At 35.6% G+C, this 13138-nt stretch carries 12 protein-coding genes and 1 tRNA gene; 3 read left to right on the top strand and 10 right to left on the bottom strand.

Annotation, left to right across the window (positions count from 1 at the left end):
• Positions 1-30: 30 nt before the first annotated feature.
• Positions 31-231 carry a hypothetical protein gene (locus FKV42_RS13735; protein WP_154810865.1) on the bottom strand — a complete coding sequence of 67 codons (201 nt, stop codon included), beginning with the start codon at positions 229-231 and terminating at the stop codon, positions 31-33.
• Between the two features lie 332 nt (positions 232-563).
• Positions 564-1178, bottom strand: a complete 615-nt coding sequence (locus FKV42_RS13730) for a LysE family translocator (RefSeq protein ID WP_230375726.1) — start codon at positions 1176-1178, stop codon at positions 564-566.
• A 205-nt stretch (positions 1179-1383) separates the two neighbouring features.
• Between FKV42_RS13730 and FKV42_RS13725 the strand changes: the two genes are divergently transcribed.
• A complete protein-coding gene (locus tag FKV42_RS13725) occupies positions 1384-3255 on the top strand; it encodes a sensor histidine kinase (protein ID WP_154810863.1) in 1872 nt (623 codons plus the stop codon).
• A gap of 253 nt (positions 3256-3508) precedes the next feature.
• Here the strand turns inward: FKV42_RS13725 and FKV42_RS13720 are convergent, their stop codons facing one another.
• Complete coding sequence (locus FKV42_RS13720; protein ID WP_154810862.1) at positions 3509-4354, bottom strand: coiled-coil domain-containing protein; 846 nt, start codon at positions 4352-4354, stop codon at positions 3509-3511.
• A 399-nt stretch (positions 4355-4753) separates the two neighbouring features.
• Between FKV42_RS13720 and FKV42_RS14285 the strand changes: the two genes are divergently transcribed.
• Complete coding sequence (locus FKV42_RS14285) at positions 4754-4888, top strand: hypothetical protein (RefSeq protein WP_268865995.1); 135 nt, start codon at positions 4754-4756, stop codon at positions 4886-4888.
• 997 nt (positions 4889-5885) lie between these two features.
• Here FKV42_RS14285 and FKV42_RS13715 read toward each other — a convergent pair.
• The 3 genes from FKV42_RS13715 to FKV42_RS13705 all read right to left on the bottom strand — a co-directional run bounded on the left by FKV42_RS13715 (position 5886) and on the right by FKV42_RS13705 (position 9591).
• Positions 5886-7148, bottom strand: coding sequence for a serpin family protein (locus FKV42_RS13715; RefSeq protein WP_154810861.1), 1263 nt, complete (start codon positions 7146-7148; stop codon positions 5886-5888).
• A gap of 92 nt (positions 7149-7240) precedes the next feature.
• Positions 7241-8431, bottom strand: a complete 1191-nt coding sequence (locus tag FKV42_RS13710; RefSeq protein ID WP_154810860.1) for a hypothetical protein — start codon at positions 8429-8431, stop codon at positions 7241-7243.
• A 230-nt stretch (positions 8432-8661) separates the two neighbouring features.
• Positions 8662-9591, bottom strand: a complete 930-nt coding sequence (locus FKV42_RS13705; RefSeq protein WP_154810859.1) for a hypothetical protein — start codon at positions 9589-9591, stop codon at positions 8662-8664.
• 679 nt (positions 9592-10270) lie between these two features.
• On the opposite strand from FKV42_RS13705, the gene FKV42_RS13700 reads away from it, so the two are divergent.
• The gene (locus FKV42_RS13700; RefSeq protein WP_154810858.1) at positions 10271-10495 is read left to right on the top strand and encodes a hypothetical protein; all 225 of its coding nucleotides are present in this window, start codon (positions 10271-10273) and stop codon (positions 10493-10495) included.
• A 7-nt stretch (positions 10496-10502) separates the two neighbouring features.
• Here FKV42_RS13700 and FKV42_RS13695 read toward each other — a convergent pair whose 3' ends face one another.
• From FKV42_RS13695 to FKV42_RS13680, 4 genes are all read right to left on the bottom strand, one after another.
• Entirely contained in the window at positions 10503-10949 is a 447-nt protein-coding gene (locus tag FKV42_RS13695) for a hypothetical protein (RefSeq protein WP_154810857.1), read from the bottom strand.
• A gap of 118 nt (positions 10950-11067) precedes the next feature.
• Complete coding sequence (locus tag FKV42_RS13690; protein ID WP_154810856.1) at positions 11068-11217, bottom strand: hypothetical protein; 150 nt, start codon at positions 11215-11217, stop codon at positions 11068-11070.
• Positions 11218-12023: 806 nt separating this feature from the next.
• Positions 12024-12109, bottom strand: a tRNA-Ser gene (locus FKV42_RS13685).
• Positions 12110-12241: 132 nt separating this feature from the next.
• Positions 12242-12994, bottom strand: a complete 753-nt coding sequence (locus FKV42_RS13680; RefSeq protein WP_154810855.1) for an FKBP-type peptidyl-prolyl cis-trans isomerase — start codon at positions 12992-12994, stop codon at positions 12242-12244.
• Positions 12995-13138: the final 144 nt, after the last annotated feature.

The following is a 13138-nucleotide window of genomic DNA, read 5'->3' as shown; positions in this document are numbered from 1 at the left end:
GTAAAAAAGAAAAGTAAAAAAATAAAGTGATCAATTTACAATCATTGAACCGGTTGGCATCATATCGTCTGATGGTGCAACACCATTTTCTTTTCTATAAGCTTTTCTTTTGCATTCATCCATTTTTGGTCCTTTGCAATACATGGCAATAAAACCGCTGCATGCCGCCTGTTTGGAATCCTGGTATTTACTAAAAAAACCACATTTAGGAAGTAATTCACATTCTACCATAATATTAACCTCATAACATTTTATATAATAGTGTAAATTATATATTAAGATATATATAACTTTTGTGTAACAGTGTTAACTTGTGCCTAAATATCAGTAATATAAATTAATTATTGAAAAAAATACAAATATTTGGATATACCTAAAAGAGTTTTTTAAATACATTGACTTAATCATAAGTCACTATGCTACATAATCGACTTTAAAATAAGCTTTATTTCAGGTCACTGAGCTGTTAGGGCACTTTTATGATTTATACCAGCATTAAATACGAATGTTTGTTTTCTTGTTTTTTTCTTTTTATTTCAACTACTGTTGATTCAACTGTTTCTTTAATTCAACAATTCCAATCCCTGCTTCAGGAAATAGAATGCAAAAACCATATAAACAAGCCCCAATGACCTAATTGTGTATAGATAATAATTGTTTTTCAAAAAAGTTCTTGATCTTCCCACCAGCATTGCAATAATGATTTTTGAACCAACCAGTAAACCATAAAAACCTGCAACAAAAAGCATTGCTGAAAAGATACTTGTATCCTGAGCTTTGAAAATAATTGGTCCGCCTATTGCAATCCAGAAAAGATATGGATGTGGGCTCAGGAAGTTTGCGATAATTCCTTTCTTTAAAGAATCTGTTTTCTTTGTTTCAAGCTCAAGATTAATGTTTTTTGTTTTTAGGGAGGAGATTCCAAGATAAATAAGATAAAAAGCCCCTCCAATACTTATCATGGCAATGACAGAATCGTAATTCTCAAATTCCAAAAGAAATAGTAAGATTATTGAAACAATAAGAATGTCTGTTATAAATGGAGATACTGCAACCTTGATCCCTGCACGTGAACCGTGCTCAAGTGATTCTGAAATTGTCATTGCCAATAGTGGTCCCGGAGAGATGCCAGAAGCAAATCCCATAAGTATCCCGGATATAAGAAATTCATTGAGCATAACCATATCAGAAACGCCTATTGAATTTAAATGTCTAAAAGTTGTTGATTCAATATTAAAGAGTGGTCCTACTTGTACAAAATACACAGTCTGTCATCAGTGAATAATATATATTTGATACTAATATATAATAATCATAATACGATTTGAAAAAGCATTCTGAATCAAGCAATAAAATCGTGAATATCAGGAATGGGGGAAAGCGATGAAAAATCTTAAAATGAACAAGTACCTGGCACTAAAAGTTTCTCTATTTTATGTATTCTTAGCCGGCTTATGGATATTAGGTTCAGATACTGTACTCAGCTGGATAATAACAGACCCCGAGATCTATATGCAATTTCAGACCTATAAAGGAATGTTTTTTGTCATTACAACTGGTTTTCTGCTTTTCGTTTACCTGAAACCGAAAGTTACAGAGCTCAATGACTCAAGAAAGAATTTGCTTGATGCAGATTCATTACTTAAAAAACGACTTGATTATGAACTGACTACCATTGAATGTATGCGATTGCTACAGGAACCGGAAGATATTGAAGAAATAATTGCACGCATACTTGCAAAAGTCCATAATACTGTAAACAATAGCAGAACCTATATATTCAGAAATGAAGATGATACTGAATTGGGCCTGTGCATGTCTCAATTATATGAAGAAGTTTCAGATGGTATTGAACCCCAGATAGATAATCCTGAATTGCAACACCTTCCGTATTCAGAAGGAGCTCCTACACTTCTACATGTTCTGCTTTCTGGAGAAAACTATGCACATATCGTTGAAGAACTCGAAGAACCTGAAAAATCAATTCTCAAAGAGCAGGGCATTCTTTCTGTACTGATAATACCTATTTTTGCCGGAGAAGAACTCTGGGGATTTATCGGCTTTGATGATTGTGCTGAAGAACGCAGATGGCACGAAGATGATATCAATCTCCTGAGAGTTGTAGCCGATGGTATTGGTGAAGCTCTTTTACGTAAAGAGTCTGGAAATAAGCTTATCGAAAGTGAAAAGAAATTCCGCACATACATAGAGAATGCACCTTATGGAATATTCATTGTGAACGAGAATGGTAACTTTGAGGAAGTGAATGAAACTGCATCTGCCTTAACTGGCTTTTCCGAAGATGAATTGTTAACCATGAATGTTTATTCACGTGTAGATCCTGAATGCAAGGAAAGAAGCATCCAGGGTATTCATGAATTGGAAACAAAAGGATTCTCCAGTCAAGAGTTACTGATCAGACGAAAGAATGAAACTGGCATCTGGGTGAGAATTGACTCATCTAAACTTTCAGATGGTCGTTTTATTATGTTTGCAAATGACATTACAGAAAAGAAAAAGGCTGAAGATGCACTTATAGAAGCTAAAATGCTTGCTGAAGAGAACAATCGGATGAAATCCGAATTCCTTGCTAATATGAGCCATGAACTAAGAACTCCACTTTCAGCAATTATTGGTTTTTCAGATGTACTGACAGATGAGATTTTTGGAGAGCTGAATGACAAACAAAAAAGACATGTACAACACATTAACAATGGAGGAAGACATCTTCTTGACCTTATCAATGATATTCTTGATTTATCAAAAGTAGAAGCAGGTAAAATGGAACTGAACCTGGAAGTGTTCAGTATTTATGATATAATGGAAGATATCAGGTCATCCGTATTTCCAATGGCATCAATGAAGAACATAGACCTTGAGATAATCAATAATATTGAAACTAAGGAAATATCAGCTGACAGAATGAAGTTCAAACAGATAATGTTAAACTTACTTAGTAATGCTATTAAATTCACTCCAGACAATGGTAAAGTTTCAGTCACTGCTACAAAGAAAGATGATGAAATTATGATATCTGTTACTGATACAGGAATAGGAATTCCGAAGTATATGCATGAAAATATTTTCAACCCATTCATGCAGGTGGATTCTTCAAACAAAAGGAAATATGGCGGAACAGGGCTTGGGCTTGCTCTTGTTAAGCAGTTTGTAGAGATGCATGGAGGAAAAATTTGGGTTGAGAGCGAAAAAGAAAAAGGAAGTACTTTCACATTTACTATTAAAGACGTGAATTAAAAAGAATAATAACTAAAATTAAGCTGTTGTATACGTGATACAGCAAAGGCACGTGCACCCCTCAGTAAAATATTGGTTGGTATGCGAGTTCCCGCCAAAGGCATGTTGCACACATGCCACCGTGCCTTATTAAGAAGATTATTTTAAGTAATATTTAAGTTTTTATAAATTATCCTGATTTTTGTAAATGAGTTACAAAGATACATTTTGGATTAAGTTCAGGATGAAAAGTAAAAAGAAATTAATTGCATATTCAGTTTGCAAGGAGCTCCTGATTTTGCTCGAATATGCTTGAAAAGAGCTTCATGTTTATTAATTTTTCATTAGCCTGTTTAAGATTATTTTTGAGTTCATAGAGATCATCTTCAAGGATCTTGATGTATGCCATCTGCTGTTCGATCCTTGCATCTTTTTTAATCATATCAAGATGTTGTCTATGAATAGTTACATGCTTACCGATCTCATCCTCTGTCTTTTGTTTTAACTGAACGAGTTCTTTTTCACGGGATGAGAATTCTTCTTCCTGTGAAGACAGAAGATCATGCATATGCCTGACATATTCACGCCTGCGTTCTATCTTCTCATTTTCAATATCAATATCCATCTCACCGGAAACAATCTCTTTTTTTAGTTCAGCAATTTCTTTGGCCTTCGATTCCAGCCTGTTTCTGGTCCTTTCAAGTCTTTTTTGCCTTTTCCTAAGAGCTAGCTCTTCTTCAAACTGAGCACGTTGAACCCTATATTGTTCACAATTCCTTTTCTGAAGAGAGGCTGTATCAATATCGTATCTGTCCATACGAGTAGCGAGCTCTGCTTCCAGCTTTAAGAATGAAACATGCTTTTTTTCGTATTCCTTTTTTGCCTCTTTGAGAAGATCGCTTTTACGAGAAAGGTTTTCGAATTCTTTAGTGATCAGCTTTTTTGCGTCACGTATCCTGTGGTATTCTTCCATTATATGAGCTTCATCAGCTTTAATTTGCTCCTTCTTCAAAGCTATTTCAGCACGCTTTTTCTCAACTTCATCGAGCTGGCTGAAGTATGAAGCTTTGATATCTTCAAGGTTCTGAAGTTGGTTCTGATAGAAAAGTTCCTCGCTCATATTGTAATCCCGTTTTTGCCATGATAATCTATTAGAAATACTACTGTTGCATATACAGAATAATTATGTCGATGTATAAAAGAATCATGTTCATGATTTTAAATTATGTCTGCAAATATGAACATCATAAATATCCTACAGGATTATAAAATTTTTAATCATTGTGCAAAATGATAATTAATACTGTAATTTTTAGGATTTTCCGTCACAAAACAACCGATAGACACTACAGAATTGACTAATTTAATCCGATACGAAACAAGAAAATATGGTATGTATATAGATACATTTATCCCAGGGAGTAATAAATAGTACCATATATACTAGCTATAAGTAGTATGAAGACTAACTGTAAGTGCTTATCAAAAAGAGAAAGGGGTTTTAAATTTGATGGGAAAAATGAACAAATTAGAAAACTGTCCGGAATGTAATTCCAAACTGAGTGAAAACGAAAATATCCAATATTGTGAAAACTGCGGTTACTGGACACAGAAAGGAACTGCAAGATTTGATTCTATTGCTATTTTCGCCTGAACATAAATTCGGAATTGTTTTCGAACAGTAAACCATACATAATTAAAAACGAAGGACTTGTTCCTTCTTTATTTGTTTTTATAAATTGATTCTCTTCTTAAAAGCATCTAAAGCGGCATTCAATTTTCCGGTGAAGCCGAAATTCACTCTACATGTATGCCCATAATACGTAGTCTTTGGAACAATAGCAAGAGACAGGATAATGTTTAATACTATATAAAGAAGAAATAGAACAATAGATTATTTATTACTATATGAAAACCGGTGTAAAACTATTTGTAGAAAAATGCTATCAATTACCACTACGGGATGCGTTTCCCAGTTTCTTTCCATGGCCTGTAGGACCAGAGTACATAATAACCCCACAAATGACTGTCCTACATGTCTACTTTTTAGTCATATGCTATTTCAGTGAATCGCATCATGTTTTACATAAGGTAAACTACTTCAAGTTTGTTTTAGCTAATAATAGCAATATAGAGATCATAGAACGAAAACATCAATTTAGATTATACAGGTGACTTTTGAGCTATATATTTCCATTAGCTTACAAATAAGTAAGATGTTATCGAAGAAGAGCTGAAGTTTGGGGAAAAACAACTGATAGGAATTTAGTGTACGATATGGAGCGTCAATTCGGGACGTTGACGTTCCATACCTTCCTTAGTTGGATTCTGTTATTTCGCATTCTATACTCTTTATACTCTTATATATCAGGAGGCTTCCAGCCACCCAGAGCATTTTCAATGTTTGCGCTATAGATAGAGCAACATCATGCAACCTTTGTTTGTAAAGATTAATCGTACTGGATCATGTCAACATAAAATAGAGCGTGTAAGATGGCGTCGCACTTATACCACCACCCGATGCCATACTTTTAGCCACACGCAAATCCAACCAGATAACATCAATTTCAACTAAAGATGCGCCCCCGCAAATAGTCCTTATATTCCTGATATAAAGGATTAATTGCTATGGAAAAAGACTAGAGGAAACATCATTCTGTTTCCTCATATTCCGGACTTTCAACTTTACCCATAAACAAAATGCATCCTGTTCTCTTGTCTTCTATGAAGAACATAAAAGGATGATCTGCCCTGAATTCCCTTTCAGGAATGGGTTCAACATCTACAGCCTCAGATGTTTCCACCGCCACTTCTGTCGCTGCAGCTGCTTCTGTACCTTCCTCCTGAACATCAACAAAAGCCTGATGAAGTACTTTTGATATCATCAAGTATTCATCTGAAATTCCAGACAAATTGGCGTTTTGATCGCTGAATGCAGCTATTACTCCCATCTGGATGAGCTGATCTGAAAGCTCGGTTCTTGACTCAAATTTAAACTTGGGTAGCCATGTTTTTACTTCATATTCAGAATCCATACCGGATTTGAGTTCTTCATAGTCGCTTATAGAAAATGAGTTTTCAAAGGATTCGATGTCATTCTCATCCGGGAGAACTACATACATGCAGAGGTTATCACCTTTGTATGGTAGTTCTAGCATCTTCGCATCTGAGCTTTCTGAATAATTGAAATATTGTTTAGTGTACATGGTGTCTACTGTGATGTCATCATCCTCTGAAATGTAAAAATCCCTCTTGCCGGTGCCTTCTTCGTTAAATTCGTTTAACCATTTGCCATTAAAGTAAACTGCATTTGTGATGATTAATCTGGTATAGTCGTTAATCACTCCATCAGAGATTGGGTCTTTTATTTTATCATTCGTCTTTTCTGCAACCCACTCGTTGATGATATCCTTTGATTCTTCAGGCTGGCCTATAAAATCCAGGTTTGTCACGTTTCCAAAATAGTAAGTTTCAACGTTGGAAATGTATTGCTCTTTTACCGGGAAGTTTTGTTGAATCCACAATGCATTTGCAGTTTCAAGTTCATAATTTTCATTATCGGAATTAATTTGCTCAATCATTTCCCCAAGACTTATTTCCAGCACATTTTTGTTGAGTGGGAAATAGAATACATTTGACATCTCCTCTTTGGTTGTACTTTCGGCTCCTTCATAGCACATAGCCATTGCTGTGAATATGCTGTAAGGAGAAAAGAACATGTTTCCGTCACTTGTATTTACAATTTCTGAATACATATCAAAAGCGAAGGCATTGTTTGCAGCGGCAATATTATAATCTTCAGCCGACTCTGCATTTATGGTTGACTCTGTATTTACAGTAGAATCTTCTACGCACCCGGAGATTAGCAATGTGCATAACACACACAGCAAAACTAACATTTTATTATATTTCATATTATAGCCACTCTTTTTTAATTAGTGGTTGGTTTTATGACTATTTAAGTTCTTTTGGATAATACTAAGAAGCGCAATAATTTGTAGTATTACTATTTTTGTGGACATTTTTTGTGAATGCTACCATTATCTATTTCTAATTCTTTGTGCAATTTCTCAATTTCGTCAACAAACGATGGTGGCCTATAACAAAAAGTATCATTTCCTATTTTATAAGAGGATTCATTTTTTGTAAGGTATTCTATTTTTTTGCATATACTTAGTACGAGTTCTGCATGCCATCGCATGCCGTAAGAAAGTGCATTTCTGATTTCATCCTCATTGACCTGCCCCTTTTTTATTGAGAAATATAGCCGTTTCAAATATCCAAAGTAAATAACCATATGCTGGTGTTCTGACAAATTATCAATCTGTGTATTGCCCTCATAATATTCCCCCACCACATGATATAGAAATCCCCTGGCTATTTCCATTAGAATCGTATCTTCATAGGTAATATTATTGCCATATGTTGCATTTTTATGAGTTTTATAGAGAGATGCCCTATGCATTGTGAAATCGTTGGAAAAGAATTCGTCAATAAAATCAGCGGTTTTCTGTTCTCTTTTTCTTTTTTTCTCTAATACATGATACATAAGTGCAGCAGCACCAGCACCTGCAAACGCACTAATAAGAGGAATAAAAATATCTGTAAATTGTGTATGAATATAATTGATAACAATAGAGAATGCATAGTTATGCGTTAAGAAAAAAATAATCAATACGATTGATACAATCAGGATTATAGCAATAAGTGTCTTATTTTCCCGTATAATAGGATAGTTCATTAACCAATATCTAAAGCCAGTCCATATTGCAACTATCAGCAATAATATAGTCACAATTTGAGTATCTGATGCATTGGAATTATTTAGGAAATCAATAAAAAAAGATGTAATTTGATTCGTGAAGTTTAGAAGAATAATTACCAGTACACTCAAAATAGGAACATATTTAAAACAATCTCCAGAGTTATACTCTACAGTTGTGGATTTTTTAGTGTTTAACTCCGCTTTCTTTTTCTGCTTTATTTTATACCAACCTGAAATAATATAGACAATCAACGTTACAATTGCGAGTGAAAAGAGGGCTATCACTGGATAAGGATTGGGATTTTTTGGAGATCCTGCCAGAGTTCTTAAAGAATTATAGTACAATCCAAGCGAAAGCACAGTAATTGAAAATAAAAAACCTATGCATATACTTGCCTGGAATTCAGGAGACTTAGTGATTTTCGTGATCATCACCCTCCTTCACCTGAAGGTGAGATTCAGTATATTATAGATAGTTAGGTACTTTAATAAGATAAGGTTAGTGCTCAGATTAAAAATTCTTTACACTTAACAAAGAATGCTGAAACTGATAAGCTATGTACTACAAATAATAGTGTTCGGGAGAGATGGGATAATAATCCACATTTTTACTCAGACTGGAACTAATAAAGAACAAAGGCTAAAAAATGCTAAAAAGGATTTCATCCTTTATAGTCATGCAAAATGAGATACGCACGCATATCGTCTTTTTGAATACCTTCATCACTATATTGAGGGAAATTGGTAACTACATACACTCTTGCATCGAGTATCTTAACCTGTGCACTTTCAGACATATCGTCATCAATGCCCTTTTTTGCAACTGTGAATTGACGTGAAAAAGACAATAAGTCTTCAGATGAATTAAATCCAGATGAATCCAAAAATTCGAAATACTGTTTAAGATCATCTTGTTTCCATTCAGTTTTCATTATTACATTTACATTTTCAACATTATCAATTGCAAATGTTCTGTTTGCGTCAGAACCGTTTATCGGAACATTCGCATGTAGCATGCTTTCTCTGAATTGACCCCATGTATCAACTACCTTTAAGGCGCTTTTTAATCTTTCTTTATGTTCCTCTGATAAACAATGATTAAAGAGGATATTTCTGGAAAATATTATGCAATTAAGTTGTTCGTCTTCAACGCCATACATCGGAGTAAATGCAGAAGATATGAGTGCATTCAAATGTGACCTGCCATATTCCACATCGCCAAACTCTTCGATGTTGTTGAGACCTACAAAATGAATTGGTGTTCTGTTAAAGTGGATAAGCGACTCTGTATCTTCTAAATCATCCAATTCATCTTCACTCATGTAAAATACTTCTTCGGGAAATATATAGCCTGCATTAGGCCGGCTATAAAAATCTATTACTTCCATCTTCTCGACATAGGATGCTATTTCCTCTGCGTCATTTAGACTTTCAGCAAAATTATCAATTAAAGCTATGTCTTCTTCTGTAAGAGGATTACGCGTATCCGTGCATTCGTCTCCATCGATTACCTGTGCTTGTTTATCTTCGATGCATCCCGTGCATAATATGATTATAATTAGACAGATAGCACATCCTAATGTTTTGCTCATGCTCAATAACACCTTTTACAATCCTGATTGTTTATGAAGTTGTAAGACTTAATAAATGTGTTGACATTTGAAATTTAGTGTTTAATTGGGCAATAATAATTATGTTGTACTTTTGCAATAGCGTTGCTAAAATTACTCGACTATTAATGTTATGTTATTTGATCTGAGAAACCCATTCCAGTGTGGTTTGGTAAAAATATTATAGCCAGTAAAATACTTTGAAGATAAAGAATGATTGCCTTTTGCAAAAGGCTCCCATGAAATGGAACTGACATTGATGGACAGTGACTCGTTTGGCTTCAATTCAATCAGATAGTCATCACCCATTGCATCTATTGAAGGAAGACTTTCATATCCAATATCTGACCCATTGGAATAAATTATATTGTAAGTAACGTGTTCTTCATTAAAACCTATTCACACAAACCAAATTAACAATCATTTTTATCTCAAGGTGATGCGCTGAAGAGAATGATAGCCATCTTTAGAGACCTTGAGGAATGGGCCTATGGCACCAACAGCGTAATGGTTATAACAAACCAGCTGAAAGCGAATTCAACAAAGAACCAAGCCACGCATTCTGGCCATTCGGAGACGAATCACAATTCGCAGCCAAGGAGATATGGAGAAAACTCTCAAATAATATATCAGAGTATAAATATACGTGGATTGATCAATAATGGCTGCAGAAAGTGATGCCATAGTACTGGACGATTCTGTTCTTGACGATATCTTCTTTAGCCCGGTCTGTACAAAATGCATGCACCTTCATTTCACAGCTGACATGAAGCACACTTGCGATGCTTTCCCGGATGGCATTCCTGAGGAGATCTGGAAAGGCGATAATGATCACACGAAGCCTTATTCAGGCGATAATGGGCTTCTGTTTGAGGTGGTTGAATGATACTGTTTTATCTCAATTCCACATGGAAATCTTTTATTTTCCATCCATCCGATTCGTTTATCAATTCAATTCTTTTTGTGAAAACATATTCCTGACCCAATGCTTTACCAAGTAACTTTGTTAACCCAAATGATTTATCGTCAGATATCGACTCTTTTTCATATTCAACTTCAAGAAAAGCAGAATTCTTATTAAGTTTTTTACTTCCTTCAATGACACTAATGAACTTATATTCATACCAGCTATCCCCATCATCTTGTATGCTGGTGGCAAAGTCATCTAATGTAGTATTGTTCTTGTATTCGCTGGACATTAGCTCATAACAAGTATTGCTGTCGCCCGTGCTTGCAGAATATGCAAATGAAGTAACTGTTTCTTCTGGTGTATTTGTAGAAACACATCCCGTGGTTAATATTAATAAGCTAACTATAATAATAACATAGATTGATTTCAAATAAATTTCTCCATGCGGTTTTATCTTTTTGAAATATTACAGTGTTGTTGCTATACTTTAACAGATATTCGTTTTTCCATTTAAAAAAAAAAGAATGATAAGTGCTGAGCTCCTATCATTATTCAATACCTTGTGCGGCTTGTGACAAGTCAGTAATCGACGACAATATTGAATCGGCTGTGTTTGGTGCAACCATTGCAAGCAAAACAAAAGCAATGACTGCTATTAACAGGTATGTCATAAACCCTGCATGGAATACATTTCCCATGATTTCACCTCAGTTTTTACAGAGATGTTCAACTACAATCAATTACGATTTATAAAAATCGAAAAAATACGCAAATTATAAATAGTTTTGAGTCTACAACGAAAGTACACAATAAAACATCAGGTTATTGGGTAAACTGAATATTATTGTTATTGTGCATGTTTCGTTTTATATTATCTCCGTTTTCGCCACGAAGGGCAAATAATGGAGACATTTATATTTTTATGAGATAAATAGTTTACGACATTATATATTTTTTGTGAATGTAATATATATTGAATAATATAGTAACTAGTATTATACTGATTTTATTGTATGAATCAAATATGTCGCTCCTTTTCTCTATTTTTGCCATAAAATTTTTATATCGTTGACATACACCCTGCAGTATCTAATGGTAATAATTGAAGGAACAGCTTTTCCATTAGACAAACTCAATTCTAATGGATGAGGAGTCACATCTTCCGAGGCAGTCAACGCTATTTCTTCTCTTAAAAACGCAGTTATCCGTGTCTGCCCTCGCGATTCTCCACACGGCTGTGACTTTTCTGAAGATCCTAATGCTGAGATCGGCAAAGTGCTCGATGTCTGGAAAGAAAAAAACCAGGTACGTGTCTGTGCCGACATCACTGATTCTATTGCCTCGCAAAAAATAGATGACGGGACTTGACCAAAGAAATGGAGTCCCTATGCTACTGCTTCTTCACTCAGCGGTAGCTGGGCTAAAGACATAGATGTCCGTTCCCTGACAAAAGTGTGTTTTCCAAGGATGATTAAAATGTGTAAGTATTAAAATTCTAGAAGTACGCTGAGGGGGAGATTCGAACTCCCGCAGCGCGTTAGCACTACCGGTTTTCAAGACCGGCGCCGTAGTCCACTTGGCTACCTCAGCATGTCGGATGGTATCTTAATAGCGAGCTAGAATATAAGGGTTTTGATACAAAATCGATACTAACAGAAATTGTCAGTGATACTGTAAAGAAAAATCCTATTCAGTATAAAAGTGAAGTAAAGAAGAGGAAGATTATTCCTCTGTAGCTTCAGCTTCTTCTTCCTCTGCAGGAGCTTCGGTTGCCTCAAGTGCTTCTTCTGCCATTGGAGGAACGTATGGGTGCTTCTCGACGTATTCGAGGCTTGCAATGCCCAGCTTGTCGATAAGCTCGCTTGCGATGGTCATCTTGGATACGATCCATCTCTGGTTAAAGCCAAGCTCGATTGGAGTGTAGATTCTGATAAGGTCATCTGTAACCTCAACCTCAATCTCTGGCATGCCGGTATAGAGTGAAAGCAGGCCCTGTGCTTTAGCAATTGGGTCCTCGATCTTCTCGACGATTGTGTACTCGTACTCGACTTCCTTACCTGCAAGAGCATGGTTCATGTCAACACGTACTCTGCGGCCGATAACCTGTGAGATAACACCACGTTTGCCGTTGAGCTCAACAGGCATTCCCGGATATGGTCTCTGGTCAGCGAGCTGGTCCTTAAGCTTTGTAACTGAAACAGTCTCAACAAGAGCAGGGTTGTGTGGACCGAATGCCATCTCAGGTGCAATGGTAACGGAACCGGTATATCCTACGTCCTTACCAACGAAATCCTCATCAAGACCCTTGATAGTGTGGCCGGAGCCAACGATCACAACATCTCCGCCGTAAACACCGCGTGGGTTGTAGATACCATTATCTTTTGCAAGCTGTTCATCGGTAGTGTCAAAGATCTGTCCTTCATTGAACTTACCGGTGTAGTTAATCTTTATAAAATCGCCTTTCTCAATTGCCAAATCTATCAACTCAATATAAGTTATTTGATTAATAATCTAATTTGATAAAATCCATGAATTGAATTACCTGCACGCTATACTCATATGTCTTTAAGAATCTTTTGCCAGCAAAACAAGGGATGTGGCTAAAAAGAAGAAATGATG

Source organism: Methanolobus vulcani (assembly GCF_006546655.1).
GTDB lineage: Archaea > Halobacteriota > Methanosarcinia > Methanosarcinales > Methanosarcinaceae > Methanolobus > Methanolobus vulcani_A.
Note: the sequence above shows the minus strand (reverse complement) of the source record. Positions and strands in the feature narration are given on the sequence as shown.

What these genes read in the sequence shown, in the direction of transcription:
- FKV42_RS13735 (WP_154810865.1), bottom strand. Translation starts at nt 231, where the DNA reads ATGGTAGAATGTGAATTACTTCCTAAATGTGGTTTTTTTAGTAAATAC.
- FKV42_RS13730 (WP_230375726.1), bottom strand. Translation starts at nt 1,178, where the DNA reads ATGCTCAATGAATTTCTTATATCCGGGATACTTATGGGATTTGCTTCT.
- FKV42_RS13725 (WP_154810863.1), top strand. Translation starts at nt 1,384, where the DNA reads ATGAAAAATCTTAAAATGAACAAGTACCTGGCACTAAAAGTTTCTCTA.
- FKV42_RS13720 (WP_154810862.1), bottom strand. Translation starts at nt 4,354, where the DNA reads ATGAGCGAGGAACTTTTCTATCAGAACCAACTTCAGAACCTTGAAGAT.
- FKV42_RS14285 (WP_268865995.1), top strand. Translation starts at nt 4,754, where the DNA reads ATGAACAAATTAGAAAACTGTCCGGAATGTAATTCCAAACTGAGTGAA.
- FKV42_RS13715 (WP_154810861.1), bottom strand. Translation starts at nt 7,148, where the DNA reads ATGAAATATAATAAAATGTTAGTTTTGCTGTGTGTGTTATGCACATTG.
- FKV42_RS13710 (WP_154810860.1), bottom strand. Translation starts at nt 8,431, where the DNA reads ATGATCACGAAAATCACTAAGTCTCCTGAATTCCAGGCAAGTATATGC.
- FKV42_RS13705 (WP_154810859.1), bottom strand. Translation starts at nt 9,591, where the DNA reads ATGAGCAAAACATTAGGATGTGCTATCTGTCTAATTATAATCATATTA.
- FKV42_RS13700 (WP_154810858.1), top strand. Translation starts at nt 10,271, where the DNA reads ATGGCTGCAGAAAGTGATGCCATAGTACTGGACGATTCTGTTCTTGAC.
- FKV42_RS13690 (WP_154810856.1), bottom strand. Translation starts at nt 11,217, where the DNA reads ATGGGAAATGTATTCCATGCAGGGTTTATGACATACCTGTTAATAGCA.